The following is a 23,818-nucleotide window of genomic DNA, read 5'->3' on the forward strand; positions in this document are numbered from 1 at the left end:
TATACGGTTCCGCAGCTCCGGCCACGGCTGGCGGCCGACATGGGCGTCAGGCGGGCGGCCCCGCACCATCGGCGCGGTGCGGGGCCGGACACAGTTGGCCGAACGCGGGCTGGTGGCACGCATCACACAACTGCCGTCCCGGTTGCGGAGCTTGGGGGCTTCCGCCGGGCCGGTCGCGAAGGTTGTCCGGCACCTGCCTGGCCGCCGTCGCTCGTTCCTCCTCCTCTGCGGGGCGGGCGGCGTGCGGAGGGAGGTGGCCGACGACCGTCCGGTGCTGCCGGGCGGAGGTGCCGAGGGGGCGGGGGAGGCGGCGGCGGGCTGCGGGCTGCTGCTGGTGGAGGCACTGGCGGACGGCTGGGGGCGGAGCCGGGAGCGGGGGACGGGGTGGGGAAACGGTGTGGTTCGCGTGCTGGAAGGCGGTCGGCGCGAATCACGGAAATGCACCCGACGGTGCAGCGGAAACCGGACACGAGTGAGGGGATCACTTTCGGTGGCCGTAAAGCGACCGTTCGTTGACACATGGATTCGGACGGTGCTTAGCTCCCTGCTGGAACCGACCGACGACAAGGAATTCCGGCAGAAACGAACGCCGACAGAAACGAACACCGAGAGGAATCAGCATGAAGCGCAAGATCGCTCTTCGCCTTGGCACGCTGATAGGCGCCTCCGCCCTCGTGATCGGATTCTCCTCCCAGGCTCATGCGGCCTTCTACCTGTACCAGCACGACAACTACGCCGGAAACTGGGCCTCGTTCGGCGGCTCGGACGTGGAGCTGAACAACAAGTACTGGTCCGGAACCACGCAGGTCATGAACAACGGTGCCAGTTCCATGAAGAACTACACGAACTCCTACGTCGGCATGTGGGACAACGGCGGCGTCTGTACGGGCGCGAGCTACACGGCCAAGCCTAATTCCGTCGACACCGACTTCAGCAACAACAATTTCGACAACAAGGCGAGTTGTGTGAAGTTCCTGTAGGGAATGGGTCGGGGGCCGGAAATCGGCTCCCGGCTTTTCGTTTCGGGGGCCGGGGAGAATCGTGAAAGAAGACGTGCGGAAGAGAAAGAAGGGAAAGAAGGGGAAGGGGAGAAAGAGGAGAGTGGGCGCGTGGCTTTCGGCCGCGCTCGTCGCTCCTTTGGTGCTGACGGCGGGGTGCGCGGCGCGGCAGCCCGATCCGCGCGGAGAGCGCGCGCCGGAGGTTCCGGCCCCCTCGGCGGAGGTCCTCGGCCTGCGCCTGCCGACGGACGCGTACCTCCTGTCGGTGGACGAGATCTACGACGGCGAGGAGGCGGCGGACCTGCTCACCCGGCAGTGCATGAGGGAGCGGGGCTTCGAGTGGCGGCTCATCGACCGCCCCGACTTCGGCGACTGGCGCAACCGCCGCCGGTACGGGGTGATCGAGCCGGACGTCGCGAAGTCCTTCGGGTACCACCACGTACCGGCGCTGCTGAGCCCGACCGAGGTCTACGAGGAGAAGCACCGCCGTGAACTCGCCCTCACCCCCCAGGAGAAGAAGGCGGCCACGGACGAGGCGTCCGGCTGCCAGCGCCGCGCCAACGACACGCTGTGGCGCGGCATCCGCTACGACGACGCCCTGGCGATGAGGTTCAGCTCCAAGGCGCTGGCCGAGTCCGCGAAGGACCCGCGCGTGCTGCGGGCCGTACGGGACTGGAGCGCCTGCATGCGCGGCGGGGGCCACTCCTACCCGACGCACGCCAAGGCGATCGGCGACGCCCGCTGGGACATGGCGAAGCCGCCCTCGCGGGAGGAGAAGGCGGTCGCGGTGCAGGACGTGACGTGCCAGGAGCGGACGGGGCTCGTGCGCACCTGGTTCCGGGTCGACAGCGAACTCCAGCAGAAGTGGATCGCGGCGAAGCCGAAGGAGTTCCAGGCCCTCCGCGCGGCGAAGAGGAGCTTCCTGGAACGGGCGGAGAAGGTCCGCGAGAACCCCGGCGGGTAAGGGCAGGGCCGCCGGGGCGCCCTCTCAGGTCTCCCGCGCCCTGCGCCTCTGGGAGCAGAGACGGGCCAGACCGACGAAGACGGACGACTGGAGCGCCAGGACGAACGGCCGGTCCGACCACGGAATCGCGGTCAGCGGGACGATTGCCAGCACCGCGCACAACCAGAAGAGCCAGCGGTACACGCGGCGCCGCCCCCTGTCGGGACTCAGGCGGTACGGGCCTCCGCCAGTACCGCGTCGATGTACGGCGGCCAGACCTCCGCCGCCCACGGGCCGAAGGCCCGGTCGGCGAGGGAGACGATCGCGAGACCGGCGTCCGGGTCGACCATCAGGAACGTACCCGACTGGCCGAAGTGGCCGAAAGTGCGGGGGGACGCCGAACTCCCCGTCCAGTGCGGCGACTTGGAGTCCCGGATCTCGAATCCCAGCCCCCAGTCGTTGGGGTTCTGGTGCCCGAAGCCGGGGAGGACGCCCTTGGTGCCGGGGTAGTGCACGGTGAGGGTGGCGTCGGCGACCGTACGGGGGTCGAGGAGGCGGGGAGCCTGGAGCTCGGCGGCGAACCGGGCGAGGTCGTCGACGGTGGAGACGCCGTCGCGGGCGGGGGAGCCGTCCATGGTGGTCGCGTTCATCCCGAGCGGCTCCAGCACCGCCTGCCGGAGGTACTCGCCGAACGGGATCTCGGTCGCCTTCGCGATGTGGTCGCCGAGCGCGTCGAAACCGGCGTTGGAGTAGAGGCGGCGGGCACCGGGCTCGGAGGTGACGCGGGGCTCGTCGTAGGCGAGACCGCTGGTGTGGGCGAGGAGGTGCCGGACGGTCGAGCCGGGGGGCCCGGCGGGCTCGTCGAGCTCGATCGCCCCTTCCTCGTACGCCACGAGGGCCGCGTACGCGCCGAGCGGCTTGGACACGGAGGCGAGGGGGAAGCGGTGGGCGGTCTTCCCGTGGGCTCCCAGGACGGTACCGTCCGCCCGGACGACGGCGGTGGCGGCGGTGGGCACCGGCCAGGACTCGATCATCGACACGCTCTGCATGGAATCGAGCCTAACCGGCTACGCCGGGGCACCGGACGCGAGGGCGGCACCCGCTGCTGCCCCCCTCGCCGGGGAGACCGGCACCAAGGACACCACCGGTGCCACCCCCCGCCCCCCACCCTCGCCCCCACCTCCGACACCCCCCACCAACCCCCTTTGAGCACCACCCCCACCCCTCCTCGCCCCCCGGCACGGGCCCACCTCCTTCTCCGCCTCCCCGGGCAGCAGCTCCGCCCCCTCCGCTTCCGCCTGGCCCCCTTGGGCTCCGCCCTCCGCTTCCGCCTCGCCTCCTTGGGCGGCGGGGCCGCCCCCCGGGGGCGGAACGGGCGGGCAAGGGGGCGGCCCCCCTCCGCTCCGGGCCCACCCCGGAGCCGCCCGTTGTTACCTCCGCCATCAGGTGCGCCGCACCCCGGTGTGCCTGCGGCGGGCTACCCCTCCCCGCCCCTTCACCTCAAGCGCTCGCCGCGCGGCTGTCCCGGAGACGTGCGGGTGCGTGGGGGCTGGGCGCGCAGTTCCCCGCGCCCCTGAAGGGCGCGCACGCGCGGTCCGGGTGGGTGGGGTCATGTCGTTCATGCGGGGCAGGCTAGCCCCGTACCGCAGGAATCTCTTGCGGTATCCGCTTGCTTCGAGTGCACTCCAAGGTCCTAGCGTGGAGGCCATGACGGTGATCGACAGCATTCCCGTACGAGCCGCGCAAGCCGGGCCGCAGGTCCCCTGCGACCTGCGCGGCGGCCACCCCCTCCCCGAGGGGCGTGACCACTACACGATCAGTGAGGTCGCCCAGGTCACGGGGCTCACCGCGCACACCCTGCGCTGGTACGAGCGGATCGGCCTGATGCCGCACGTGGACCGCTCGCACACCGGGCAGCGCCGTTTCCGCAACCGGGACCTCGACTGGCTCGCCTTCGTCGGCAAGCTCCGCCTGACCGGGATGCCGGTCGCGGACATGGTCCGCTACGCGGAGCTGGTGCGCGAGGGCGAGCACACCTTCGAGGAGCGGCAGGAACTGCTGGAGGCCACCCGTCGCGACGTGCGCGCCCGCATCGCGGAACTGCAGGACACGCTCGCCGTACTCGACTACAAGATCGACGTCTACGCGGATGCGCGCAAGACGTCGGAGAGGTTCTGGCAGGCATGAGCAACACCCCCCACAACACCCCCCGCACCACCCCTCCCGTCCCCACCACCCGCCTCGGCGGGCCCACCGGCCCCGAGGTCGGCGTCCAGGGCCTCGGCTGCATGGGCATGAGCTTCGCGTACGGTCCCTCGGACGCGGGCGAGTCGCGGGCCACGCTGGAGCGGGCCCTCGAACTGGGCATCACCCTCTACGACACGGCGGACGCCTACGGGAACGGAGAGAACGAGAAGTTCCTCGCGCCGTTCGTCGCCGCGCACCGGGACGAGATCACCATCGCCACGAAGTTCGCGCTGGCCATCGACCCGCAGGACCCCACCAAGCGTCACATCAGCAACGACCCCGCCTACATCCGTCGGTGCATCGACGACAGCCTGCGCCGTCTCGGCGTCGACGTCATCGACCTCTACTACATGCACCGGCGCGACCTGAACATCCCCATCGAGGAGACCGTCGGCGTCATGGCCGAACTCGTCGCGGCGGGCAAGGTCAAGCAGCTCGGCCTGAGCGAGGTCACGGGGCCCGAACTGCGCGCCGCGCACGCCGTGCACCCGATCGCGGCCGTGCAGTCGGAGTGGTCGCTGTTCAGCCGCGACATCGAGGCGGGCGTCGTCCCGGCCGTCGCCGAACTCGGCGCGACCCTCGTCGCGTACTCGCCGCTCGGCCGGGGCTTCCTCACCGGCTCGTTCGCCAGCGCCGAGAAGGAGCTCGGCGAGGACGACTTCCGCCGCCAGCAGCCCCGCTTCAACGGCGCGAACGCGGAGCACAACGGCGCACTCCTCGACCCGGTGCGCGAGATCGCCCGCGCCCGGGGCGTCACGCTCGGGCAGGTCGCGCTGGCCTGGGTGCAGCAGCAGGCGAAGGTGCGCGGCCTCTCGGTCGTACCGATCCCGGGCACCACCAAGCGGACCCGGGTGGAGGAGAACGCGGCTGCCGCTCAACTCCTTCTCGGCGCGGATGAGTTGGCTCTCCTGGAGCCGATCGCCGGGCAGGTGGCGGGCGGCCGGTACGCGGACATGAGGTTCACGTCGGCCGGGCGCGAGTAGAGCCCCCCCGGTACCGCAGGGCGCGAGTAGCCCCCACGGGGAGCCACCCGCGCCCTCCGCCCCCCGTCCCCCCTCACGCAAGCCCCAGCGCGAAGACCGTGAAGCCCGCCGCGAGCAGTCCCGTGACGGCCCGGCGGGCCTTCGTCGCGCCCAGCGCGGTCCGCCCGGGATTCTCGAAGACCCGGGTGTACTTGCCGATCGCGACGAGCAGCACCGCGAACAGCGGAAGCCACGCCAGCCGCGCCACGATCCACCCCAGCGTGACGGGTGCCTCCGTGAGCCCCGGCACGACCCCGACGTACGAGGCGGGAACGGCGGCGGCCAGCATCGCCGTCTGGTGCCAGCACAGGATCGTCATGGCGGAGAGGTTGATGACGACGACCGGCGCCCACAGCGCGGGCCGCCTCAGCAGCTTCGCGACCCGGTCCCTCAGCAGGATCGCCGCACCGCTCTGGGCGGCGGCCAGCGCGAGGACGAGCAGGGACGGCGGGTGCGAGTTGGTGCGGTCCTGACCGGGCACGCCGACCATGGACGCCGGGTAGTGGAAGGCCAGCAGCAGCGCGGCGAAGAGGACGGTCCCGCCGACGAGGAGCACGTACGCGGTCCTCTTGCCGAGCCTCTTCCCGCCCCAGGCGACGCCGAGTTGATACGCGAACAGCCACCCGGGCAGCAGGTTCAGCAGGCTGATCCACGAGGGCACGGAGTCGGCGTACGGCCCGTACCTGAGGAAGTCGACGACGGCGACGGACCCGATCAGCGGGGCCGCCGACCAGGCCCCCGTGCGCCGAGCGACCCGGATGCAGACGGGCGTCAGCGCGGTGATCGCCGCGTACACGGCCACGAACCACAGCGGCTGCACGACGAGTTTCGCCCCGGTGCGCAGGGTGGCCTCGGGCACTCCGAGCCCGTACAGCAACGGCACCATGAGCGCCCACACGGCCGTCACCCCGAGCACGGGCCGCCCGAGCCGGACGAGCCGCCCCCTGAGCCATTCGGCGCTCGACCCCGTGCGCTTGTCGTACGACAGCACGGAGGCGTACCCGCCGACCAGGAAGAAGATCCCCAGCATCTGGAGCACCCAACTCAGCGGCGAGAGACCGGAGAAGGTGGACAGCGGACTGGCGTTGTGCAACGACCCCGCGTCGGCGTCGACGGTGAACCCCCCGAGCAACCAGTGCCCGGTCGGCACGGCGAGCAACGCGAGCGCCCGCAACCCGTCAACGGCCCGGTCGCGATGGTCGGGAGTCCGAGAGTCGATCTTTGCGGCAAGAGCGGAGAGGCTCATGAGGGTTCCTTAAGTCTTTTGTCGTTAGGGGCGCGGGGAACTGCGCGATCAGCCACGACGCACCTGCACATCAACGAGACAGCCGCGCGGCAAGCGCTTTAGGTGAAGGGGCGGGCCAGGGGCACAAACCGGGGGCCCGGGGGCAGAGCCCCCGGCAGTAACAGCACCCACCCACCGAACCCGCACCCGGGCCCTCACCCCGCCCTCCCCTCCGCGATCGCCGCAAAAGCACGCAACGAATCCGTCCCGGGAGCGAAATACCCGGTATGCCCCCGCGCCCCCTCCGCCGGAACCCGCCGCGCCCCGAACGGAGCAGCCGCCGGATCCGCCCCGTGCCCCACCCCGAACACCTCCACATGCGGGACCTTGTCGATCCAGTCCGTGGGGTCCTTCGCCGCCCACACCCGCCCCCGCGCGCCCAGCTCCGCAGCCGACCCGACCCGCATCCCGGGCGACGCGAACGCCACGATGTCGGCGGCATCCAGCCGGGGCGCGGCCAGCCCGCACACCACCGACCCGTAGCTGTGACAGAACACCGCCGGGTCCGGCGCCCCCACCGCGTCGAGCCCCTCCGCGAACCGCGCCAGCCGCTCCGCGCCCGCTTCCGCGAGGCTCCCGGTCGCCGCGTCGACGCCGACCCCGACCGGGGTGGTGTACCCGACCCACGCCACGACCGCCGTACCGGAGCCGGTCGCGGCACGCAGGCTCCCGGCCATCCCGGCGGGCGTCCCGTACGGGTCCTTCTCCCGGTCGTACGTCCCGGCGTCCATGTCGGAACCCGGCACGATCACGGCCACGTGCCGCGCCCGCCCCAAGTCCCCGTAGACCTCGGCCACTTGGCCCCGCCCCCGAGGATCGAAGGCGAGGATCTGCCGGTCGGCGGACAGCAGTCGTCCGAACCGGCCGTCCTGGGCGAGCGCCACCCGGTTCGCCGCGTACCGCAGTGCGACCGGAGCGCCGTCCAGATTCCCCACCACCAGCGGATACCGGCGCACCAGCTCGTCCCGCCGCTCCTCGCTCAACCCCCGGAAGAACGCGGCCACTTCACTGGCCGTGCTCCGCGCAGGGTCGATCAGTCCCGCGCTCCGCCATGCGGCGGAGCCCGGCGGCGGGCCGGTGACGGGGGTCTGGGAGTCGGCGGAGACCCATCCCGCGGTGCCCCCGACCATCGCCGCGACGAGCGCGACCGCCGTCAGAGTCCTCCTGAACCGGTGCGACCGCTGCATGTCCCCGCCCCTCCCCGCACTGCGCGGCCCTTCCGCGGCGTGCTGTCCCGACGCAGAGGAAGGTAAGGAGAAGGCCGGGCGCGCGGCGTCACACCAGGGAGCCAACTCCCGTGTGATACCGCAGTACTGGAGGTTCTCCGCAGCCGTGAAGGGGGTGCTGGCCCCACCCCCGAGGGTACGGATCCCTCCCCCGACCCGTGGAGGCACTGGGCTCACCCGGACGACGCGCCCCGCCCGCCCCGGCTGCGAATCCGCGGAACATGACCCAGCTCACACCCCGGCCCCACCCGCGGGCCACCCCGAAGCCCCGCCCGAAGCGTGCCCCGCGCCACTGCCTCCCGCTCGCCCGGGCGGCGGCCCGGGGCGGACTCGGCGTCGTCCGCGCCCTCGCCGGAACGCCCCTCTCCGTGCTGAGCCCGCGCCGGGCCCCCGCCCCCTGCCGGTCAGCCCCTGAACCTCACCCCGTGTCCCCGGGAGCCACCAGCCCCGACTCGTACGCGAAGATCACCGCCTGGGCCCGGTCCCGCAGGTCCAGCTTGGCCAGCACCCGGCCGATGTGGGTCTTCACCGTCTGCTCCGCCAGGATCAGCCGGTCGGCGATCTCCTGGTTGGAGAGACCCCGCGCGATCAGTTCCAGGACCTCCGTCTCGCGCGGGGTGAGCCCGCCCAGCCGCAGCGCCGGGTCGCGGCGGGGGGCGGGGCGCTGAGCGGCGAAGTCGGCGATCAGGCGGCGCGTCACGGACGGGGCGAGCAGTGCCTCACCGGCCGCCACCACCCGTACCGCCGCGATCAGGTCGGCGGGCGGGGCGTCCTTCAGGAGGAAGCCCGAGGCCCCGGCGCGCAGCGCCTCGTACACGTAGTCGTCCACGTCGAAGGTGGTCAGCATCAGCACCTTGGGCCGCCTCTCCACCCCGATCGGCGGGTTCAGGATCTCCCGGGCCGCGGCCAGCCCGTCCATCTCCGGCATCCGCACGTCCATCAGCACGACGTCCGGGTGGGTGGCTCGGCTGACCTCCACCCCCTGCCGTCCGTCGGGGGCCTCGCCCACCACGTCGATGTCGGCCTGTGCCGAGAGCAGCGCGGCGAATCCGGCGCGCACCATGGCCTGGTCGTCGACGATGATCACGCGAATGGTCATGTGCCGGGGGAGTCCTTCTCGTTCGGGGACGCCGTGTCGGCGTCCGGAGTCGTGGAGTCCGCGTCCGGTGACGGGGAGCCTGGAGCCGGAGTCGTGGAGTCCGCGTCCGGTGACGGGGAGCCTGGAGCCGGGGTCGCATCCGCCCCCGCCAGCGGCAGCCTCGCCGCGACCCGGAAGCCGCCGTCCGGCAGCGGTCCCGTGTCCAGGGTGCCGCCGGTCAACCGTACGCGCTCGCGCATCCCGACCAGCCCGTGTCCGCCCGCCCCCTTCGCCTCGACCCGCGAAGTCGGCTCGGGGGCGGGCCCGTTGACGACCAGCACCAGCAGGTCCTTCCCCTCCGCGCGCACCGACACCCGCGTCACGGCCCCCGGCGCGTGCCGCACCACGTTCGCCAGGGCCTCCTGCACGATGCGGTACGCGGACAGGTCCACGGCCTGCGGCACCGCCAGGCTCCCCGGCCCCGGCCCCAGCTCCCTGGCCATCGACAACTCCGCCGGGACGCCCGCCCGTACCGTCGCCTCCACCAGCTGCTGGATCTTGTCCAGACCCGGCTGCGGCGACCGCTCGCCCTCCGTGCCCTCGCTGCGCAGCACCACGAGCAGCCGCCGCATCTCCGTCAGCGACTCCCGCGCGCTGGACGCGATCGAGGCGAACTCCTCCGCCGCCTCGGACGGCAGACCGCTGATCCGGTACGGCGCGGAGTCGGCCTGCACCGTGATCATCGACATGTGGTGGGCCACCACGTCGTGCAACTCCCGGGCGATCCGGGTGCGTTCCTCCAGGAGCGTGCGGTGGGCGCGCTCCGCCTCGCTGATGGTCTCCTGCTCCACCAGCCTGCGCTGCGCCTCGCCGCGCTCCCGCAGCGCCCCGCCGATGATCAGCGCGGCGGCACTGAGCACGATCGCCAACAGCTGGGTGCCATCGCTGAGTTGCGGCTCCAGCTGGCCCAGAGTGAGGCCCGTGACGGCGGTCACGACCCAGACCCCCACCAGCGCCGGACGTCGTTCCCGCAGGCCCAGACCGAACAGCAGGAACAGCATCCCGACGATCGTGGGCGCCGGCCACGGCCAGATCCCGTGCCCCGGCTCCAGCGGTCCCACCAGGAACAGGGCCCCGGCCACCCCGGCGGGGAAGACGATCCACCACGCCTGGAGCGGCCGGTGGGCGATCATCAGCAGCGGCAGCGACTGCCCCGCACCGATCGCGCCCGCGACGCCGCCGGACAGCTGGTAGTCGTGGGTCAGCACCTGGATCGTGACGGGCAGCATCACGACCATCAGGATCAGCGCCACCGCGTACGGCAGCAGCCGCTGCCAGCGCTTCGGCGCGTCCGCCAGCAGGGGCACGGCAGGGTGCGAGGGGTGGGAGAGGGCGTACAGCATCTCCCGCAGGCGCCGCCCGGCGGCGCTGAACAGGCCGTGGTGAGCAGCGGCGGCCCCAGCCCCAGCCCCGGCCGTGGCCGTGGCGGTGCTCGGAGCGGAGGAGGGTCTCGGCGGGGCGGAGGGACGCGGCGGAGGCGGCGGAGTCGGTTCGTTCATGGCTCCCTCAGCCTAGGCAGCGCACCCGTTCTCCCACGTCATACCGTGGTCCGGAACGCGGCCTCATACCGTGGTACCGGATCCGCCCCCGCCCGCCCCCGTTCCTACAGCTCCGCCAGCAGCTCCGCCTTCTTCGCCCGGAACTCCTCGTCCGTCACCAGCCCCGCCTGATGCAGCTCACCCAGGTGCCTGATGCGTTCCGCGATGTCCGCCGGGTCCCTGCGCCCCGCACCCACCGCGTCCACCGGCACCCGGTCCAGCGCGGTCGCCACCACCGTGCTCCGTACGGCAGCCAGCACCGCCGCCGCGAACGGCAGCGACTCGTGCACCGGCCCGTACCCGAGCCCGAACACCACCGCCGCCGGGTCCTGGTCCGCCGGTCCCGCGACCCCGTCGGTCCCGCCGTCGGCCGTCCCGTCGCGCCGCAGCAGCCGCAGATGCCCGTCGAAGAAGTCGGGGGAGCGCCACTCGACGCCGCCCAGCGAAGCGACGGGAAAGCTCTGGTCGCCCACCTTCCACTTCGCCGACGAGGCCCCCGTCCAGAACCACCGGAACGTCACCTGCGTCCCGTCGAACCCGGCCTTGCCGTCGTACGCCTTGAACTGGAGCGGCCCCTCGGGCGGCGCCACCAGGAACCGGTCGGCGGGTTCGCCCGGGGCCGAGCCCGCGTCGGCCCCCGCCGCCCGCACCCGCTCCCGCAGCTCGTCCGCGTAGTACTCCGCGAGCACTTCCCGCTCCGCGGGCAGCACCAGCCGGTACGGGTCGCAGCCCTCCTTGAGCTGCCCCGCGGCGGCGTCCATCAGCGGATCGGCGCCCCGTCTGGGCACCGCGTGCAGCACCACCGTGCCGCGCTTGCCCGGGGTCAGCGTCACGTCCGCCAACGCCTCGTGCGGGATGCGCCGCTCACCGAGCGCGGAGAGCAGCTTCGGCGTACGTATCCCCCGTTCGAAGCGGATGAGCACGGAGTCGCTGTCGAACTCCCAGGTGGCATGAATTCCGGCCAGCACATCACCCATGCGGCTCATCGTATGCGGCGTCCGCCCACTCGTCGCCCCTCGGCGGCCCGCCTGATTTCCGGCCCTCTACGCGCGTCGGGCACCTCAGACCTCCTCACCGGGCGCGGCGGACCCCTGGGGGGACCCGCTCGCGATCCCGTCCCGGCAGGTCGCGCCGCCGTCCGCGCAGCTCAGCTCGGAGTACGCCCCGACGCCGATCCGCGCGAAGTTGCCGATGCTGTCCGTCCCCGGAACGAAGTACCCCGTGTGCCCGACGGCCTTCTCCGCCGACAGCACCCGCGCGCCGAACTCCGGCGACACCGGGTCACTGCCGTGCCCGAGCCCGCCGACCTCCAGATGGGGGACGTTCCCGATCCAGTCGTCCGCGTCGCGCATCGCCCACACCCGGGCCTTCGCCCCCAGGTCGTCGGCGGTGTCGGCGCGCATGCCGGGGCTGCCGGAGACCGCTATGTCGGTGACCCGCTCCGGCAGCTTCCGGGCGGCGAGCCCGCACACCACCGACCCGTAGCTGTGGCAGAACAGCGCCACCGGCGCACTGCCCGGCAGCACCCCGGTCAGCGCGACCAGCCGCCGTGCGCCCGCCTGGGCGGGGCCGCCGACCATGGCGTCCATGCCGAGCCCGGCCGGGGCCGTGTAGTCGGCCCAGGCGATCACCGCGACCTTCGTGCCCGGATCGGCCTTGCGCTCCTCGTCGTACAGGGAGGTGGCCATGCCGACGGGCGAGGAGTAGCGCAGGAAGGTCCGTTCGAAGTTCACCACGTTGGTGTCGACGCCGGGCACGACCACCGAGATCCGCTCGGCCCGCTCCAGGTCGCCGAAGACCTCCGCGACCCGCCCGCCGCCGTCCGGGTCGAACGCCAGGACCTGCCGCTTGTCGCGCAGCAGTGCCGCGAACCGGTGCATGCGCCGGTCGGCGTCGGCCTTCCCGGCACGGGAGACCCGTTCGTCGTGCATGCGTCTGGCCTCGGTGTCCCGGGCGGTGGCGAGCGCGGTCCGGTTGGCGGACAGCCGCAGCGGGAGCGGGGCGCCGTTGAGGTTGCCGACGACCAGCGGGTACTTCTTGGCCAGGGCGTTCTGCCGCTCGGGCGTCAGCCCCGCGAAGAACCGGGCGACCTCCTGGGGCCGTCCCGTCGCGTCGGGCAGCTCGCGGCCGTCGAAGCGGCTGTGCTGCCAGGTGGTGAATGCCTCCTTGAGCGACACGTTGCCGTCGTCGCGCTGGTGGTGAATGGCGGTCCAGCCGGTGATCGCGAGCATCACGAACACGACGGCGAGCGCGAGCAGAGCCCGCCACGCGGTCAGGGTGGGGGAGGAGTCGAAGGAAGTCACTGCGGGACACCCTAGGAGAATCGCCGGGGTCCGTGTCCATTCCGTGATGCGGATCACGTTTCGATAAAGGTGCTCAGGTCAGGGTGTGTATCAGGCGCTCGCATCGGGGCGTGCGCGGGCGCTCACGCCGGGTGTGCGCGGGGGCTCGCGGGAGCTGGTGACGCGTGCGTACGGGCGCTCGCATCAGGGTGCGTACGGGCGCTCACGCCACGGTGTGCGCGGGCCCTCACGCCACGGTGTGCGCGGGCCCTCACGTCAGGGTGCGTACGGCGGGAGCCCCCCTGCCGGGGCCGGGGCGCCAGTCCCCGCCCAGCGCGGGCCCCAGATGGTCCAGGCAGCGCGCCGTCATCTCCCGGATCGCGTCCAGACTGGCGTCCTCCCGCTGCCCCCACATCCGCCCCGTCAGCCGCATCACCCCGCTGAACGCGGCCACCGTGATCCGGGGTCTGAGGTCCTCGTCCACGTCGACGCCCTCCCGCTCGGCGATGACGCGTGCGATCGCGTCCTCCAGCTCCGTGGAGCGCCGCAGATGGACCGCGAGGAGAGCCGGGGTCGACTCGATCATCTGGTACGTACGCATGTGCAGCTCGATCGGGACGACGGCCTCGATCGCCTCGCCGACCGACTCCCACGCCCGGGTCACGGCGTTGCGGAGGGCGGTGAGCGGGTTCTCGTCGGCGGGCCGCTCGCGGATCGCGTCCAAAAAGCGGGCCTCCACCATCGAGACCACGGTGAAGGCGACCTCTTCCTTGGAGGCGAAGTAGCGGAAGAAGGTGCGCTGCGAGACCTCGACGGCGTCCGCGATCTCGTCGACGGTCGTGTGCTCGTACCCCTGCGCGGTGAACAGCTCCAGCGCGACGCGCAGCAACGCGTCCCGGGTGCGGCGCTTCTTGCGCTCACGCAGTCCGGTCGATGGCGCCGATTCGAGCTGCTCCGTCATGCGTCCCTGCGTCCCGATTCGGAAGATTTCGCCTGCTCAGCTTACCTGTGAGCTACGTGACAGTTACCGGCTTGTGAATTGATTCGTCAACTGTCAGTGGCTGTCACTAATCTGGAAGCATGACTGCACAGACCACGCTCGACAAGGTGCCGCCGGGCCCCGACCCCGTACCGCAACAGACCAAGGGACTTCGCGGCCACCCGTGGCTGACGCTCTTCGCGGTGGCGATCGGCGTGATGATGGTCGCCCTCGACGGCACCATCGTCGCCATCGCCAACCCCGCCATCCAGAAGGACCTCGGCGCCTCGCTCGCCGACGTCCAGTGGATCACCAACGGCTATCTGCTCGCCCTCGCGGTCGCCCTGATCACCGCGGGCAAGCTCGGTGACCGCTTCGGCCACCGCCAGACCTTCCTGATAGGCATCGCGGGCTTCGCCGCCTCCTCCGCCGCGATCGGTTTCTCGAAGGAGATCGGCCTGGTCATCGCCTTCCGTGTGCTCCAGGGCCTGTTCGGTGCGCTGCTCATGCCGGCCGCGCTCGGCCTGCTGCGCGCCACCTTCCCCGCCGAGAAGCTGAACATGGCGATCGGCATCTGGGGCATGGTCATCGGCGCCTCCACCGCGGGCGGCCCGATCGTCGGCGGTCTGCTCGTCGAGCACGTCTCCTGGCAGTCCGTCTTCTTCATCAACGTGCCCGTCGGCATCATCGCCCTGGCCTTCGGCCTGGTCGTCCTGCGCGACCACCGCGCCGCGAACGCGCCGCGCTCCTTCGACGTCCCCGGCATCCTGCTGCTCTCGGGCGCGATGGGCGCACTCGTCTACGGCCTCATCAAGGCCGGTGAGTCCTGGGGCTGGGGCGGCACCAACACCTGGCTGTGCGTGGGCGGTTCGGTCGCCCTGTTCGTGATCTTCGCGATCTGGGAGACCAAGGCGAAGGAACCGCTGATCCCGCTGGCCATGTTCCGCTCCGTACCGCTGTCGGCGGGTGTGGTGCTCATGGTGCTGATGGCGTTCGCCTTCATGGGCGGCCTCTTCTTCGTGACCTTCTACCTCCAGGGCGTGCACGGTCTGAGCCCGGTCGACAGCGGACTGCACCTGCTGCCGCTGACCGGCATGATGATCGTCGCCTCGCCGGTCGCGGGCCTGCTCATCACCAAGTTCGGGCCGCGCGTGCCGCTGGTCGGCGGCATGGTCTGCACCGCCACCGCGATGTTCGGCATGTCCCAACTGGACATCGGTACGGGCACCTTGACCATGTCCCTGTGGTTCGGCCTGCTGGGCCTGGGCCTGGCCCCCGTCATGGTCGGCGCCACCGAGGTCATCGTCGGCAACGCCCCGCTGGAGCTGTCCGGCGTCGCCGGTGGCCTCCAGCAGGCGGGCATGCAGGTCGGCGGCGCCCTGGGCACGGCCGTGCTCGGCGCGGTGATGTCCTCGCGCGTCAACGCCGAGTTCGCGGGCAACTGGAAGGAAGCAGGTCTGCCGGGACCGCCTCCGCCGGGCCTGGAGCAGGCCGCCGAGTTCGGCATGGTGCCCGCCGAGGCGGCGAAGGCTCCCGGCATGACGCCGGAGGGATTCAAGGTCGTCTCGTCCGTCATCCATGACACGTTCGTGTCAGGCATGGGCTTCGCCTTCACCATCGCGGGCGGCGTCGCCGTCGTCGCGGCGCTCGTGGCCTTCCTCACCAAACGCGGTGCGAACGCGGACGCGGCAGGCGGCGGCGTCCACATCTGACGCCTCGGCGTGACGTTCCCCAGCTGGCCGGAAGCGTCAATTCCGCGCCCCTCCAGCCCCGCCGGACCGGTTCCGGCGGGGCTGTCGCCTATCCGGGTGATCCGCCCCGACCCCTCTTCCGTGCCCCAATTTCCGCAGGTCACAGTGCTGTCACGTGATCCGCACGGACGACACCGGACGACACCGGTCAACATTGGGGGACCCATGAAACTGCTCCGCACCACCGCACTGGCCGCCGCCCTCACCGCGACGGCCCTCCTGCCGCAGACCGCGGACGCCACGGTCCGGCCCGGCACGGCCCGGCTCGGCACCTGCGCCGCCGGTGAGCTCTGCCTCTGGCAGAAGCCCGACTTCCAGGGCAAGCGGTACGCCTACGAGCTGTCCGGCACCGACATCGAGAGCTGCGTCCCCATGCCGCCGGGCACCGACGCGCAGGCCCTCGCCAACCGCACCGGCCGTCCCGTCACCACCTACCAGTCGGCCCAGTGTGCCGAGACGGGCGAGTTCGACACGTACCCGGGGAAGGGCAGCTGGGTGCCCCAGTCCCCGTACCGCGTACGGGCGTTCAAGATCTGGGAGAGCTGACGCCGGGCTGGGCGGGGACCTCGCGGACAGCCGGGGCGACAGCCTGAGGCACGGACGCGGGGGCGGCCCCGGGGGCGGTCTCCGGGGCGCTCAGCCGCCCGACTTCCGCCCGCAGCTCCTTGATCTCCATCGTCAGCGCTTCGAGGAGCGCCGTCTGGCGGCGCTCCTCCGCGTCGTCCCGCTCGAAGCGGGCGATGAACCAGGCGGCGATGTTCGCCGTCACCACACCGAGCAGCGCGATCCCGGACAGCATCAGGCCCACCGCCAGGACCCGCCCGAGTCCCGTGGTGGGGGAGTGGTCCCCGTATCCCACCGTGGTCATCGTGGTGAACGACCACCACACGGCGTCACCCAGCGTCTTGATGTTCCCGCCGGGCGCGTCCCGCTCCACCTCCAGGACGGCCAGCGAGCCGAACATCAGAAGGCCCACCACCGACCCGCCCACGTACGCGGTCAGGTTGATCTGCTGTGCCATCCGCGCCCGCCGCCCCACCAGCAGCAGCGTCGACACCAGCCTGAGCAGCCGCAGCGGCCTGGCCAGCGGAAGCAGCACCGCGAGCAGGTCCAGCGGATGACTCCGGACGAACAGCCACTTCGCCGGAGCCAGCACCAGCCGCACCAGGTAGTCCAGCGCGAACGCGCCCCACACCGCCCACTCCGCCCAGACGCACGCCCGGTGCACCCCGCGCGGGGCGTTGGGGGCCACGATCGGGACGGCGTACGCGACGGCGAACGCGAGGGCCAGGGCCAGCAGGGGAGTCTGGGTGCGCCGCTCCCACCGGACCTGGGCGGTCTGTTGCTTCATGCCCGGAATCGTAACGACCTCGGGGGCTCGTCAGACGCGTGAAGGCGGTGGGAACCCTCGGGTTCCCACCGCCTTCGACGAGCCGGGGTGCTAGGCGTCGCCGCCCGCGGCACCCGGGTCGGCCGCCGTCACGTCGAGCAGCCGGTAGCGGTCCACCGCCTGCTTCAGCGCGCTGCGGTCGATCTTGCCCGCCTTGGCCAGTTCGGAGAGCGTCGCCAGCACGATCGACTGCGCGTCGATGTGGAAGAAGCGACGGGCCGCACCGCGGGTGTCCGCGAAGCCGAAGCCGTCCGCCCCGAGCGAGGTGTACGCACCCGGCACCCAGCGCGAGATCTGGTCCGGAACCGAACGCATCCAGTCGGAGACCGCCACGAACGGGCCCTCGGCGCTGTCGAGCTTCCGCGTCACGTACGGCACGCGGATCTCTTCCTCGGGGTGCAGGAGGTTGTGCTCCTCGCACTCCACGGCCTCGCGCCGCAGCTCGTTCCAGGACGTCGCGGACCAGACGTCGGCCTTGACGTTCCACTCGTCGGCGAGGATCTCCTGCGCCTCGACCGCCCACGGCACCGCGACGCCGGACGCCATGATCTGCGCCGGAATGGAGCCGTGCTCACCGGTCTTGTAGCGGTAGATGCCCTTGAGGATGCCGTCCGCGTCCACGTTCTCCGGCTCGGCCGGGTGCTGGATCGGCTCGTTGTAGACCGTCAGGTAGTAGAAGACGTCCTCGTTCTCCTCGGGGGTCCCGCCGTACATCCTCCGCAGACCGTCCTGCACGATGTGCGCGATCTCGTACCCGAAGGCCGGGTCGTACGACACGCAGCCCGGGTTCGTCGACGCGAGCAGCTGCGAGTGGCCGTCCGCGTGCTGGAGGCCCTCACCGGTCAGCGTCGTACGACCGGCGGTCGCACCCAGGACGAAGCCGCGCGACAGCTGGTCGGCCATCTGCCAGAACTGGTCACCGGTGCGCTGGAAACCGAACATCGAGTAGAAGACGTACACCGGGATCAGCGGCTCGCCGTGCGTCGCGTACGCCGAACCCGCGGCGATCAGCGAGGCCGTGCAGCCCGCCTCGGAGATGCCGTCGTGCAGCATCTGACCGGTCGGCGACTCCTTGTACGCGAGCAGCAGATCGCGGTCCACCGCCTCGTACTGCTGGCCGAGCGGGTTGTAGATCTTCGCGCTCGGGAAGAACGCGTCCATGCCGAAGGTGCGGTACTCGTCGGGCGCGATCAGCACGAACCGCTTGCCGATCTCCTTGTCCCGCATGAGGTCCTTCAGCACCCGCACGAACGCCATCGTCGTGGCGATCGACTGCTGGCCGGAGCCCTTCTTCGCAGCCGCGTACGTCTTCTCCTCGGGCAGCACGAGGGGCTTCGCCCGCACCACGCGCGAGGGCACGTAGCCGCCGAGGCTCTGGCGGCGGTCGTGCATGTACTGGATCTCTTCGGAGTCCCGGCCCGGGTGGTAGTACGGCGGCGCGCCGTCCTCCAGGTCCTTGTCCGCGATCGGGATGTGCAGCCGGTCGCGGAAGCGCTTGAGGTCCTCGGCGGTCAGCTTCTTCATCTGGTGCGTGGCGTTGCGGCCCTCGAAGTTCGGTCCGAGCGTCCAGCCCTTGACCGTCTGCGCGAGGATCACGGTCGGCTGGCCCTTGTGCGCCTTGGCCGCCGCGTACGCCGCGTACACCTTCTTGTGGTCGTGGCCGCCGCGTCCCAGGTGCAGGATCTGCTCGTCGGACATGTCCTTGACCATGTCGCGCAGCCGCTGGTCGTCGCCGAAGAAGTGCTCGCGGATGTACGCGCCCGTCTCGGTGGCGTACGTCTGGAACTGGCCGTCCGGGGTCGTGTTGAGCTTGTTGACCAGGATGCCGGTGCGGTCCTGCGCGAGCAGCGGGTCCCAGGAACGGTCCCAGACCAGCTTGATGACGTTCCAGCCCGCGCCCCGGAACTGCGACTCCAGCTCCTGGATGACCTTGCCGTTGCCTCGGACGGGTCCGTCGAGGCGCTGGAGGTTGCAGTTCACGACGAAGGTCAGGTTGTCCAGGCCCTCGCGGGCGGCGATGGAGAGCTGGCCCAGCGACTCGGGCTCGTCCATCTCGCCGTCGCCGAGGTAGGCCCAGACGTGCGATGTGGAGGTGTCGGCGATGCCGCGCGCCTCCATGTAGCGGTTCATCCGCGCCTGGTAGATCGCGCCGAGGGGACCCAGACCCATCGAGACGGTCGGGAACTCCCAGAAGTCCGGCATCAGGCGCGGGTGCGGGTACGAGGAAAGCCCGTTGGGGAACTTCGACTTCTCCTGGCGGAACGCGTCGAGCTGCGTCTCGGTCAGCCGGTCCAGCAGGAACGCGCGGGCGTAGATGCCGGGGGAGGCGTGCCCCTGGAAGAAGATCTGGTCGCCGCCGTCGCCCTCGTCCTTGCCCCGGAAGAAGTGGTTGAAGCCCACGTCGTACAGCGAGGCGGAGGACGCGAAGGTGGCGATGTGGCCGCCGACGCCGATGCCCGGGCGCTGGGCCCGGGAGACCATCACGGCCGCGTTCCAGCGGGTCGCGTTGAGGACCTTGCGCTCGATCTCCTCGTCGCCGGGGAAGAACGGCTCGTCCTTGGTCGCGATCGTGTTGACGTAGTCCGTGCTGCGCATCTCGGGCACGGCCACGCGCTTCTCGCGGGCGCGCTCGATCAGCCGGAGCATCAGGTAGCGGGCACGCTCACGGCCCCGCTCGTCGACGGCCGCATCGAGCGAGTCGAGCCATTCCTGGGTCTCTTCGGGATCGAAATCCGGGACCTGGCTCGGCAGGCCACCAATGATGATCGGGTTGCGATCGGTTCCGGAAGCCACGCTGTTCCTTCACTGGTAGGGAAAAACCTGGTGCGCAGAACTTGCGAAGTCTGTGCTGGAAATCTGTGCTTCACGTCTGTGCCGACGGTGCTGTCGACGGGGCTCTCGCGCCGCGTCCATCGTGTACCCAGGGGACGCAAACGTCATCTCTACTGGGCGGTAACAGGGGGTGTCCACAGGTACGGACCGACCGCCCGGCCGACGCCCGAATGCGGCATCGGTCAAATCGCAACCTTACGCCCAACGCGTTCAGGCGTTCCGTAAGCACGTTCGCCCCCGATGGGTGCACCGAAGCCGCAGGATGGGACAAAGCGTTCCTAATGGTGTGGGATGAATCACTGCACGGCCTTGTGGGGCCGCCAGGAGTTGCGGCGGAGCCGCCCCATCCGTCACCGTTTCGGCGGTCTGAACGGCCGGGTACTTGCGCGATCGGTCCCGTCCGTGTGGACTACGGCCAATGCCGCGCACGCGCGCGGCATCGAAAACATCGCTGAAAAAGCACTTCCCGAAAAAAGATCAGGAGGCAATCCGTGAGCGCGACCGCGGACCACGCGGAGGAGCGGACCAACCTTGCCGCGAGGCTGGGTTTCCAGCCCGAGCAGGTGGTCCAGGAGATCGGCTTCGACGACGATGTCGATCAGGAGCTCCGCGAAGCCATCGAGGAGATCATCGGCGGCGAACTCGTCGACGAGGACTACGACGACGTGGCTGACGCCGTCGTCCTGTGGTTCAGGGACGAGGACGGCGACCTGACGGACGCGTTGGTGGACGCCACGCAGCTCGTCGACGACGGTGGCACCGTCTGGCTGATGACTCCGAAGACCGGCCGTGACGGCTATGTCGAACCGAGCGACATCAACGAAGCCGCAACGACCGCCGGTCTCTCGCAGACCAAGAGCATCAACGCGGGCAAGGACTGGACGGGCAGCCGTCTCGTCTCGCCGAAGGCGGCGAAGTCCGGCAAGCGGTAACGGCCGGAAACACCTCATGCGGTACCGAAGGGCCCCCGTCGACGCAGGTCGGCGGGGGCCCTTTGCGTAGGCTGGCGGCACAGTCACCGCACCGGCACGTTCACCGGGCCGGCCCAACGAAGGGAAGCGCATCCTCATGGCGATCGAGGCGGGCACCGCAGCTCCGGACTTCGAGCTCAAGGACAACCACGGCCGCACCGTGCGCCTGTCCGACTTCAAGGGCGAGAAGAACGTCGTGCTGCTCTTCTACCCCTTCGCCTTCACGGGCGTGTGCACCGGTGAGCTCTGCGCCCTGCGCGACGCGCTCCCGACGTTCCAGAACGACGACGTACAGCTCCTGGCGGTCTCCACCGACTCCATCCACAGCCTGCGCGTCTTCGCCGAGCAGGAGGGCCTGGAGTACCCGCTGCTGTCCGACTTCTGGCCGCACGGCAACGTCTCGCGGGCGTACGGCGTCTTCGACGAGGAGAAGGGCTGCGCGGTGCGCGGCACGTTCGTCATCGACAAGGAGGGCACGGTCCGCTGGACCGTCGTCAACGGCCTTCCCGACGCCCGTGATCTGAACGAGTACGTCAAGGCCCTCGACACACTCTGATCCGCACGGGAGCCTTGGGGGCCGGGGGATTTCCGGGTCCCGGCAATCCCGGGCGCTCGAAGAATTCGGGACGTAAGTCCTGCCGTGACGGGAACCGGTCACTAGGATCAACACGTTGATCCGTATGCCATGCACTACGGGGGCAGGGCCTCTCCTGAGCCCCTCGACACACTTTTGGAGGACTCGTGGGAGTCAGCCTCAGCAAGGGCGGAAACGTCTCGCTGACCAAGGCCGCCCCGAACCTGACGGCGGTCATCGTCGGTCTGGGCTGGGACGCGCGTACCACCACCGGCGGAGACTTCGACCTCGACGCCAGCGCCATCCTGACGAACGACGCGGGCAAGGTCGCCAACGACTCGAACTTCGTCTTCTTCAACAACCTGAAGAGCCCCGACGGCTCCGTCGAGCACACCGGTGACAACCTCACCGGTGAGGGCGAGGGCGACGACGAGGTCATCAACGTGAACCTGGCCGGTGTCCCGGCCGACGTCGCGAAGATCGTCTTCCCGGTCTCGATCTACGAGGCGGAGTCCCGCCAGCAGAGCTTCGGCCAGGTCCGCAACGCGTACATCCGCGTCGTGAACGCCGCCGACAACACCGAGCTGGCGCGCTACGACCTCAGCGAGGACGCCTCGACGGAGACCGCCATGGTCTTCGGCGAGCTCTACCGCAACGGTGCCGAGTGGAAGTTCCGCGCCATCGGCCAGGGCTACGCCTCGGGCCTGCGCGGCATCGCGCAGGACTTCGGCGTCAACGTCTGAGCCGAGCAGGCAGCAGCACTTCCGCCGTCCGGCGCCGCACTCTCCAGTGCGGCGCCGGACGCGCAGAGCCGTAAGTTCCTTACCGCGGGGAGGAAGAAAGATCATGGGCGTCACGCTCGCCAAGGGAGGCAATGTCTCCCTCTCCAAGGCCGCTCCGAACCTCACCAAGGTGCTGGTCGGACTCGGCTGGGACGCGCGTTCCACCACCGGGGCCGACTTCGACCTGGATGCCAGCGCGCTGCTGTGCAAGGACGGCCGGGTGCTCGGCGACGAGTACTTCGTCTTCTACAACAACCTCACCAGCCCCGACGGCTCCGTCGAGCACACCGGTGACAACCTGACCGGTGAGGGCGAGGGCGACGACGAGTCGCTGATCATCGACCTGTCCCAGGTCCCGGCCACCGTCGACAAGATCGTCTTCCCGGTCTCGATCCATGACGCGGACAACAGAGGACAGACTTTCGGCCAGGTCAGCAACGCCTTCATCCGCGTGGTGAACCAGGCCGACGGACAGGAGCTGGCACGCTACGACCTCAGCGAGGACGCCTCCAGCGAGACCGCGATGATCTTCGGTGAGGTCTACCGGTACGGCGGCGAGTGGAAGTTCCGTGCCGTTGGACAGGGGTACGCGTCCGGACTCCGGGGCATCGCTCTAGACTTCGGGGTCAACGTTTCGTAAAGCCCCGCTCTCTGCGGGGGAGAGTCGTACTCAACGATGGGGTAGGCAGTGGTCCTGAAAACCTTCGGCTGGTCGTTCGCGGTGACCGCGCTCGGCTTGGCCGCGGCGGTTCTCTACGGGGGGTGGACCGGCTTCGGGATCGTGGCGATCCTGTCCATCCTGGAGATCTCGCTGTCCTTCGACAACGCGGTGGTCAACGCCGGCATCCTGAAGAAGATGAATGCCTTCTGGCAGAAGATCTTCCTCACCGTCGGCATTCTCATCGCCGTGTTCGGCATGCGTCTGGTCTTCCCCGTCGTGATCGTGGCCATCAGCGCCAAGATCGGGCCGATCGAGGCGGTCGACCTGGCGCTGAACAACAAGAACCTCTACCAGCAGTACGTGACCGACGCGCACCCGTCGATCGCGGCCTTCGGTGGCATGTTCCTGTTGATGATCTTCCTCGACTTCATCTTCGAGGACCGGGACATCAAGTGGCTCGCTTGGCTGGAGCGTCCGCTCGCCAAGCTCGGCAAGGTCGACATGCTGTCGGTCTGCATCGCGCTGATCGTGCTGCTGATCAGCTCGATGACCTTCGCCGTCAACGCCCACCAGCACGGCGGCACGCACGTCAACAAGGCCGAGACGGTACTGATCGCGGGCATCGCCGGTCTGATCACGTATCTGATCGTCGGCGGTCTCTCCGGCTTCTTCGAGAACAAGCTCGAAGAGGAGGAGGAGCGCGAGCACGAGGCCGAGGAAGAGGCCAAGCGCTCGGGCAAGAAGGTCACCGGCGTCGCCCTCGCGGGCAAGGCCGCGTTCTTCATGTTCCTCTACCTGGAGGTCCTGGACGCGTCGTTCTCCTTCGACGGCGTCATCGGAGCCTTCGCGGTCACCAACGACATCGTCCTCATGGCGCTCGGCCTCGGCATCGGCGCGATGTACGTGCGTTCGCTGACGGTCTACCTGGTCCGCCAGGGAACGCTGGACGACTACGTCTACCTGGAGCACGGCGCGCACTACGCCATCGGCGCCCTCTCCGTGATCCTCCTCGTCACCATCCAGTACGAGATCCACGAGGTCATCACGGGCTCCGTCGGCGTCATCCTGATCGCCTGGTCCTTCTGGTCCTCGGTCCGCCGCAACAAGCGGCTCGCGGCCGAGGAAGAGGCGGGCGGAGCAAATTTTAAGAAGCAGGACGAAGTCTCCTCCGGGGTCTGACCCCCTCGCGGGTGTGACCC

At 70.4% G+C, this 23,818-nt stretch carries 22 protein-coding genes; 11 read left to right on the forward strand and 11 right to left on the reverse strand.

Going from position 1 to position 23,818, the window contains the following annotated elements; translation table 11 throughout:
- The first annotated feature begins 620 nt into the window (after positions 1–620).
- Positions 621–980 (forward strand): hypothetical protein, encoded by a 360-nt coding sequence (locus OG897_RS08080; RefSeq protein ID WP_266654254.1) that lies wholly within the window; start codon positions 621–623, stop codon positions 978–980.
- Between the two features lie 121 nt (positions 981–1,101).
- Complete coding sequence (locus OG897_RS08085; RefSeq protein WP_266654256.1) at positions 1,102–1,962, forward strand: hypothetical protein; 861 nt, start codon at positions 1,102–1,104, stop codon at positions 1,960–1,962.
- A gap of 24 nt (positions 1,963–1,986) precedes the next feature.
- Here the strand turns inward: OG897_RS08085 and OG897_RS08090 are convergent, their stop codons facing one another.
- Both OG897_RS08090 and OG897_RS08095 read right to left on the reverse strand, forming a co-directional pair.
- Positions 1,987–2,145, reverse strand: a complete 159-nt coding sequence (locus tag OG897_RS08090; protein ID WP_266654258.1) for a hypothetical protein — start codon at positions 2,143–2,145, stop codon at positions 1,987–1,989.
- Between the two features lie 23 nt (positions 2,146–2,168).
- A complete protein-coding gene (locus tag OG897_RS08095) occupies positions 2,169–2,990 on the reverse strand; it encodes a serine hydrolase (RefSeq protein ID WP_266654260.1) in 822 nt (273 codons plus the stop codon).
- A gap of 658 nt (positions 2,991–3,648) precedes the next feature.
- Here OG897_RS08095 and OG897_RS08100 point away from each other — a divergent pair.
- Positions 3,649–4,128 carry a MerR family transcriptional regulator gene (locus OG897_RS08100; RefSeq protein WP_266654262.1) on the forward strand — a complete coding sequence of 160 codons (480 nt, stop codon included), beginning with the start codon at positions 3,649–3,651 and terminating at the stop codon, positions 4,126–4,128.
- The gene (locus tag OG897_RS08105; protein ID WP_266654264.1) at positions 4,125–5,171 is read left to right on the forward strand and encodes an aldo/keto reductase; all 1,047 of its coding nucleotides are present in this window, start codon (positions 4,125–4,127) and stop codon (positions 5,169–5,171) included. Before OG897_RS08100 ends, OG897_RS08105 begins: the two co-directional genes overlap by 4 nt.
- Before the next feature lie 73 nt (positions 5,172–5,244).
- On the opposite strand, the gene OG897_RS08110 is transcribed toward OG897_RS08105, so the two are convergent.
- From OG897_RS08110 to OG897_RS08140, 7 genes are all read right to left on the reverse strand, one after another.
- A complete protein-coding gene (locus OG897_RS08110; protein WP_266654266.1) occupies positions 5,245–6,456 on the reverse strand; it encodes an acyltransferase in 1,212 nt (403 codons plus the stop codon).
- 194 nt (positions 6,457–6,650) lie between these two features.
- Positions 6,651–7,682, reverse strand: coding sequence for an alpha/beta hydrolase (locus OG897_RS08115; protein WP_266654268.1), 1,032 nt, complete (start codon positions 7,680–7,682; stop codon positions 6,651–6,653).
- 457 nt (positions 7,683–8,139) lie between these two features.
- Positions 8,140–8,820, reverse strand: coding sequence for a response regulator transcription factor (locus OG897_RS08120; protein WP_266654270.1), 681 nt, complete (start codon positions 8,818–8,820; stop codon positions 8,140–8,142).
- Positions 8,817–10,202 carry a sensor histidine kinase gene (locus OG897_RS08125; protein ID WP_266656669.1) on the reverse strand — a complete coding sequence of 462 codons (1,386 nt, stop codon included), beginning with the start codon at positions 10,200–10,202 and terminating at the stop codon, positions 8,817–8,819. Before OG897_RS08125 ends, OG897_RS08120 begins: the two co-directional genes overlap by 4 nt.
- 260 nt (positions 10,203–10,462) lie before the next feature.
- The gene (locus tag OG897_RS08130; protein ID WP_266654272.1) at positions 10,463–11,374 is read right to left on the reverse strand and encodes a DUF4429 domain-containing protein; all 912 of its coding nucleotides are present in this window, start codon (positions 11,372–11,374) and stop codon (positions 10,463–10,465) included.
- An 84-nt stretch (positions 11,375–11,458) separates the two neighbouring features.
- Positions 11,459–12,700: an alpha/beta hydrolase gene (locus OG897_RS08135; protein ID WP_266654274.1), complete on the reverse strand. Its 1,242-nt coding sequence runs from the start codon at positions 12,698–12,700 to the stop codon at positions 11,459–11,461.
- 250 nt (positions 12,701–12,950) lie between these two features.
- Positions 12,951–13,640 (reverse strand): TetR family transcriptional regulator, encoded by a 690-nt coding sequence (locus OG897_RS08140; RefSeq protein ID WP_266654276.1) that lies wholly within the window; start codon positions 13,638–13,640, stop codon positions 12,951–12,953.
- 119 nt (positions 13,641–13,759) lie between these two features.
- Here OG897_RS08140 and OG897_RS08145 point away from each other — a divergent pair, with 119 nt between their 5' ends.
- Both OG897_RS08145 and OG897_RS08150 read left to right on the forward strand, forming a co-directional pair.
- A complete protein-coding gene (locus tag OG897_RS08145) occupies positions 13,760–15,370 on the forward strand; it encodes an MFS transporter (protein WP_266654278.1) in 1,611 nt (536 codons plus the stop codon).
- Between the two features lie 204 nt (positions 15,371–15,574).
- A complete protein-coding gene (locus OG897_RS08150) occupies positions 15,575–15,955 on the forward strand; it encodes a peptidase inhibitor family I36 protein (protein ID WP_266654280.1) in 381 nt (126 codons plus the stop codon).
- Here OG897_RS08150 and OG897_RS08155 read toward each other — a convergent pair.
- Together OG897_RS08155 and aceE are read right to left on the reverse strand one after the other, a co-directional pair.
- A complete protein-coding gene (locus OG897_RS08155) occupies positions 15,936–16,760 on the reverse strand; it encodes a potassium channel family protein (protein ID WP_266654282.1) in 825 nt (274 codons plus the stop codon). The genes OG897_RS08150 and OG897_RS08155 overlap by 20 nt on opposite strands.
- 90 nt (positions 16,761–16,850) lie before the next feature.
- Positions 16,851–19,592, reverse strand: coding sequence for a pyruvate dehydrogenase (acetyl-transferring), homodimeric type (gene aceE / locus OG897_RS08160; RefSeq protein WP_266654284.1), 2,742 nt, complete (start codon positions 19,590–19,592; stop codon positions 16,851–16,853).
- A 530-nt stretch (positions 19,593–20,122) separates the two neighbouring features.
- Between aceE and OG897_RS08165 the strand changes: the two genes are divergently transcribed.
- From OG897_RS08165 to OG897_RS08185, 5 genes are all read left to right on the forward strand, one after another.
- A complete protein-coding gene (locus tag OG897_RS08165; protein ID WP_266654286.1) occupies positions 20,123–20,563 on the forward strand; it encodes a DUF3052 domain-containing protein in 441 nt (146 codons plus the stop codon).
- A gap of 136 nt (positions 20,564–20,699) precedes the next feature.
- Positions 20,700–21,158 (forward strand): peroxiredoxin, encoded by a 459-nt coding sequence (locus tag OG897_RS08170; protein WP_266654288.1) that lies wholly within the window; start codon positions 20,700–20,702, stop codon positions 21,156–21,158.
- Between the two features lie 185 nt (positions 21,159–21,343).
- On the forward strand, positions 21,344–21,919 hold the full coding sequence (locus tag OG897_RS08175; protein ID WP_266654290.1) for a TerD family protein: 576 nt from the start codon (positions 21,344–21,346) through the stop codon (positions 21,917–21,919).
- Positions 21,920–22,022: 103 nt separating this feature from the next.
- Complete coding sequence (locus OG897_RS08180; RefSeq protein WP_266654292.1) at positions 22,023–22,598, forward strand: TerD family protein; 576 nt, start codon at positions 22,023–22,025, stop codon at positions 22,596–22,598.
- 48 nt (positions 22,599–22,646) lie between these two features.
- Entirely contained in the window at positions 22,647–23,798 is a 1,152-nt protein-coding gene (locus OG897_RS08185; protein ID WP_266654294.1) for a DUF475 domain-containing protein, read from the forward strand.
- Positions 23,799–23,818: the final 20 nt, after the last annotated feature.

This window comes from Streptomyces sp. NBC_00237 (genome assembly GCF_026342435.1).
Classification (GTDB): Bacteria; Actinomycetota; Actinomycetes; order Streptomycetales; family Streptomycetaceae; genus Streptomyces.

Bases quoted from the DNA above. Each gene is read 5' to 3' on its own strand.
- OG897_RS08105 (WP_266654264.1), top strand. From the start codon at position 4,125: ATGAGCAACACCCCCCACAACACCCCCCGCACCACCCCTCCCGTCCCC.
- OG897_RS08170 (WP_266654288.1), top strand. From the start codon at position 20,700: ATGGCGATCGAGGCGGGCACCGCAGCTCCGGACTTCGAGCTCAAGGAC.
- OG897_RS08120 (WP_266654270.1), bottom strand. From the start codon at position 8,820: ATGACCATTCGCGTGATCATCGTCGACGACCAGGCCATGGTGCGCGCC.
- OG897_RS08150 (WP_266654280.1), top strand. From the start codon at position 15,575: ATGAAACTGCTCCGCACCACCGCACTGGCCGCCGCCCTCACCGCGACG.
- OG897_RS08115 (WP_266654268.1), bottom strand. From the start codon at position 7,682: ATGCAGCGGTCGCACCGGTTCAGGAGGACTCTGACGGCGGTCGCGCTC.
- OG897_RS08130 (WP_266654272.1), bottom strand. From the start codon at position 11,374: ATGGGTGATGTGCTGGCCGGAATTCATGCCACCTGGGAGTTCGACAGC.
- OG897_RS08110 (WP_266654266.1), bottom strand. From the start codon at position 6,456: ATGAGCCTCTCCGCTCTTGCCGCAAAGATCGACTCTCGGACTCCCGAC.
- OG897_RS08080 (WP_266654254.1), top strand. From the start codon at position 621: ATGAAGCGCAAGATCGCTCTTCGCCTTGGCACGCTGATAGGCGCCTCC.
- OG897_RS08140 (WP_266654276.1), bottom strand. From the start codon at position 13,640: ATGACGGAGCAGCTCGAATCGGCGCCATCGACCGGACTGCGTGAGCGC.
- OG897_RS08180 (WP_266654292.1), top strand. From the start codon at position 22,023: ATGGGCGTCACGCTCGCCAAGGGAGGCAATGTCTCCCTCTCCAAGGCC.
- OG897_RS08145 (WP_266654278.1), top strand. From the start codon at position 13,760: ATGACTGCACAGACCACGCTCGACAAGGTGCCGCCGGGCCCCGACCCC.
- OG897_RS08100 (WP_266654262.1), top strand. From the start codon at position 3,649: ATGACGGTGATCGACAGCATTCCCGTACGAGCCGCGCAAGCCGGGCCG.
- OG897_RS08155 (WP_266654282.1), bottom strand. From the start codon at position 16,760: ATGAAGCAACAGACCGCCCAGGTCCGGTGGGAGCGGCGCACCCAGACT.
- OG897_RS08095 (WP_266654260.1), bottom strand. From the start codon at position 2,990: ATGCAGAGCGTGTCGATGATCGAGTCCTGGCCGGTGCCCACCGCCGCC.
- OG897_RS08125 (WP_266656669.1), bottom strand. From the start codon at position 10,202: ATGCTGTACGCCCTCTCCCACCCCTCGCACCCTGCCGTGCCCCTGCTG.